Origin of the sequence: Roseovarius sp. D22-M7, assembly GCF_037083785.1 — a bacterium.
Classification (GTDB): domain Bacteria; phylum Pseudomonadota; class Alphaproteobacteria; order Rhodobacterales; family Rhodobacteraceae; genus Roseovarius.
Genome location: NZ_JBAPKY010000123.1, coordinates 1 through 3,637, shown reverse-complemented (window position 1 = coordinate 3,637; position 3,637 = coordinate 1). Strand labels below are relative to the sequence as shown.

General features: G+C 62.7%; 2 protein-coding genes and 1 pseudogene. 2 read left to right on the top strand and 1 reads right to left on the bottom strand.

The features are described 5' to 3' along the window. The first annotated feature begins 197 nt into the window (after positions 1–197). Together V8324_RS21320 and V8324_RS21315 are read left to right on the top strand one after the other, a co-directional pair. Positions 198–508, top strand: a pseudogene (locus tag V8324_RS21320) (SDR family NAD(P)-dependent oxidoreductase). Continuing rightward, on the top strand, positions 505–927 hold the full coding sequence (locus V8324_RS21315) for an SDR family NAD(P)-dependent oxidoreductase (protein WP_336421903.1): 423 nt from the start codon (positions 505–507) through the stop codon (positions 925–927). Before V8324_RS21320 ends, V8324_RS21315 begins: the two are co-directional and overlap by 4 nt. Before the next feature lie 94 nt (positions 928–1,021). Here V8324_RS21315 and V8324_RS21310 read toward each other — a convergent pair whose 3' ends face one another. Further along, positions 1,022–3,328: a S8 family peptidase gene (locus V8324_RS21310; RefSeq protein WP_336421902.1), complete on the bottom strand. Its 2,307-nt coding sequence runs from the start codon at positions 3,326–3,328 to the stop codon at positions 1,022–1,024. Positions 3,329–3,637: the final 309 nt, after the last annotated feature.

Sequence of the window (3,637 nt, the reverse complement as noted above, 5' to 3'; positions counted from 1 at the left end):
TCCTCCACGGAGAAACTCCTTCCCTATTCCAAGACAGGGACGGATTCCCAGAAATCATAAGTCAGAAGAAGGTGGGCCCCAGATCGCGCTTACAGTGCAGAGAAGCTCTGGCGGTGTTCTTTGCGATGAAAAAACCTAACTGCCGAGCGAACTCAACGTAAGGGCTCCCATGACCCAGCACTCCAAAACCTGCGCGATTGTCACCGGGGGCAGCGTCGGGAATCGGGCGCGCGATAGCGCGGGCCCTCGCCGCACAGGGACACGCGCTGCTACTGGTCGGGCGGCTTCAGATCGAGGGTGAGGCGCTGGCCGACAGCCTGACCACCGATGGCGCGCTTGCGCGTTTCATGGCAGCCGACCTGTCGGCCGCACGGCATCGGAACGGATCGTGACGGCCGCTCTGGACAGCCTTGGCCGGCTGGATGTGCTGGTCAACAACGCGGGGATCCTGACCCAATGCACGGCCGAGGAAACCCCGAATGCAGACTGGGACAGGATTCCGATATGAACACCAGCGCGGTTTTTCGTTTGTGGCGCGCGGCGCTGCCTGCGCTGCGCGTGAAGGGCGGGGCAATCGTGAATGTCGCCACCGACTGGGCGCTGGTAGGCGCTCGCGGGGCCGTGGGCTATGCTGTGTCCAAGGCGGCGGTGGCCCAGATGACCCGCTGCATGGCGCTGGATCATGCCTCTGAAGGCGTCAGCATCAACGCGGTCTGCCCTGGCGACACCGACATCCCGATGCTGGCGGCAGGCATCATCGGCGCGGTGCGGGCAGATCGGCTGACCGCCATCGGTGCCACGATCCCGATGAGACGCGTCGGCACGCCCGAAGATGTTGCGAACGTAACGGCATTCCTTGCGTCGGATGCCGCTGGATACATGACCGGAGCGCTGATCCCGGTCGATGTCGGAACGAGCGCCGATTAACAGTAACGCACGGCGATGAGCGAGGAGATATACGCAGAATTTGGTGACGCTTCGTCGCGAAGACTGCGGTGACGTCTCGTTTCCGCAACAGGCTTCAGAAGTGCATGCTGTAACCGGCGCTCAGAATGCCGCTGCGGCTCACTTCGGGTTGCCAACGCGCGCCGACAGCGAACCGGCCACCGGCCAGGGGCGTCTCATAGCGTAGCTCGAGATCGATTGGCGCGCGCGATGAACCCAGCTTGATGCTCTGCGTTGCAACCCGGACATCCCGAGATCTCCGACCGTTCTCGGAGGCCACGAGGGATGTCGGGATGGCCACGGTCATCGTGCCACCGTCGAGCGAGATATCGCGCCCGACCCAGAGCGTGAGCCGGTCACCACGACCGTGGAGATCGCGGACGCTATAACCGACCTTCACGGCATTGCTCCGCAGATCCTTGCCGGCCCGCAGCAGGCGGGAGCCGGCAAACTCCGATCTGCCCCATGTGGCCTCGGCGGAAACGGCGTGACGCCCACCGAGGTCGATCTCGCCACCGATGGAGGCGAAGGCCGTCTCCGAGCGCAGATCGCCGAAGGCGCCGCTGACATGTGATCCGAGGAAGCTGTTGGCTTCCCGCGTGATGCCGAGCCGCCCGTTGATCGAGACCGCCCCGAGGTCATGCGTGACACCGAACGAGGCATAGGTCCCCGAGGTGCGACTGCGATCATGCCCGAACGCGGTGGAGACATCGATGGTGGTGGCGCCGAGATCGGTGCGCATCGACATCGATCGCGCATCCTCGAAGAGCCGTGCGAACGGATCCCCGGGCAATGCGCTGCCATCCGAGAGGGACATTTTCAGGGTTGTGCCGTCCACGCTGGTCTCGATGAGATCGTACCCCCGGACGAAGCGATCGATGCGCTCGCTGGCAAGATCGTGATCGAGACCGGTCCCGACAAAGAGGTCGAGCGATGCGTCGTAGCCCCGATCATACCCGTCCGTGAGAAGAATGGTCTCCCGCGAAAGCGCCTGGGTGATCGCCTTCTCCAGCCCCGCGGGTGCGGCAAAATGCGAGTCGTCGACCGAGATCGCACGCTCGTTGAGGGTCGCGGTTGTCTGGATGCTGATATCGCCCTGCGGAGCCACGGCATTCAGAAGGTCGATCGCCCCGTGACCGTAGATCTCGTCGATGCCGGCAGCCCCGATATCGCGGGCCGTGTTTTTGAGGATGGTGGTGATTTCTGCGCCGGTCAACTCGGGGAAGTTGCTCTTGAGCACGGCAACTGCCCCGCTGACATGCGCCGCGGCCGGCGAAGTACCGGTATAAAGGGCGAAATTCTCTCCGGGCACGGCACCATGAATGTAAGTTCCCGGCGCGGCGATGCAGAAGTCCTTCGCGATGCCGCAGCGGTTGGAGCTCGGGTTGATCTTGTCATCCTTGTCGATATTGACGACACCGAGTGCGTGGTCGGCCATTTCCGGGAAGTGATAGGCCATGCCGGCATGATTGGCGATCTGGTCTTGTCCGTCGTTCCCGCCGGCGAAGATCATGACGAGATCGTTCTCGACGGCCTCGTTGAGGGCGGCCATGGCATTCCAGCCGAAGGACGCCTCGAGGCTCCTCGCAGACTCGAAATCGGTGATCAGGCGGGAGCGATTACCGAGTGTGAAGGTCCAGCTGTGATTGATCGCCACCGCGCCGGCATCGATCGACCTGAAGGTCGCGTCCGCCCAACTATCGAGCAGACCCATCACTCGCGGACCTTCGAAATCGATACCCTGGAAGATCAGCATCTCCGTGTCGAAGGCGACGCCGTGAGACCCGTTCGAGTTCCGCACACCGCCGATGACGCTGCTCATGTGCGTTCCGTGCCCCGAGGAGTCCGACACGTCCCGCCTGTCGCTCTTGTCGGCATAGGTATAGGAAAGCGCACGATTGATATTTGAGGAGAGGTTGGAATGGTTCACATCGGCTCCGCTGTCGAAGATCGCGACCCTGGTGCCGTGTCCGGTGCCGCCATCCGCGTAACGCGCGGCGACGTTCATTTTCGAAAGAGCCCAGTTGCGATTATACTCCGATGTCTGGAAGATATCGCGTTCACCGCCGGGCCTCGGCCCGACGGTGAACCCGGGGTCGGAATCCGGCCCGGATCCCGGGACCGAGGAGTCGTTGTCATCGCTATCGCCATCATCACCGCCACCTGCACCGGCCATGGCGAGGCCGCCCGCCGCGACGGCGAGGCCTCCGATCAGGACCGCGCCGAGGCCGATGCCTCCCCCCGCATTCCCCGCCGACGTGCCGGAAGCGGCCCCGCCGGCTGCCGTCGATGTCGCGGGCAAGGTAGACTGCGCGAGCCCGGCCGTGACCGAAAGGGAAATAAACAGAGGCGTCGTGATCAACAGCCGGGCTCTCATCTTCATGTATCGTCTCCCCTTTGGCATCTCAGAGGAAACGGTATTTTCCTGAAAACATCGTAAATCTTGTCGATTTTTCTGAGCATGTCTGTTCGCAGATCATGTCAGTACACCGTCCATCTGGCGTGATCTCAGCGGGCATTTCGTGAATGAAGGCAACCGCTTGGCGTGCGATCAGCTAGGGTCTGGCCTTAAGTGTTCTATCCCGGATGATCACATAGACCCTCGCCGCTCTGGGCTGTTTGTGGCAAGGTCGATCCTGCGCGAGGTTCGGGACGGGAGGCGGGCATGCTGATTTCTCTTCACAAGCAGGCG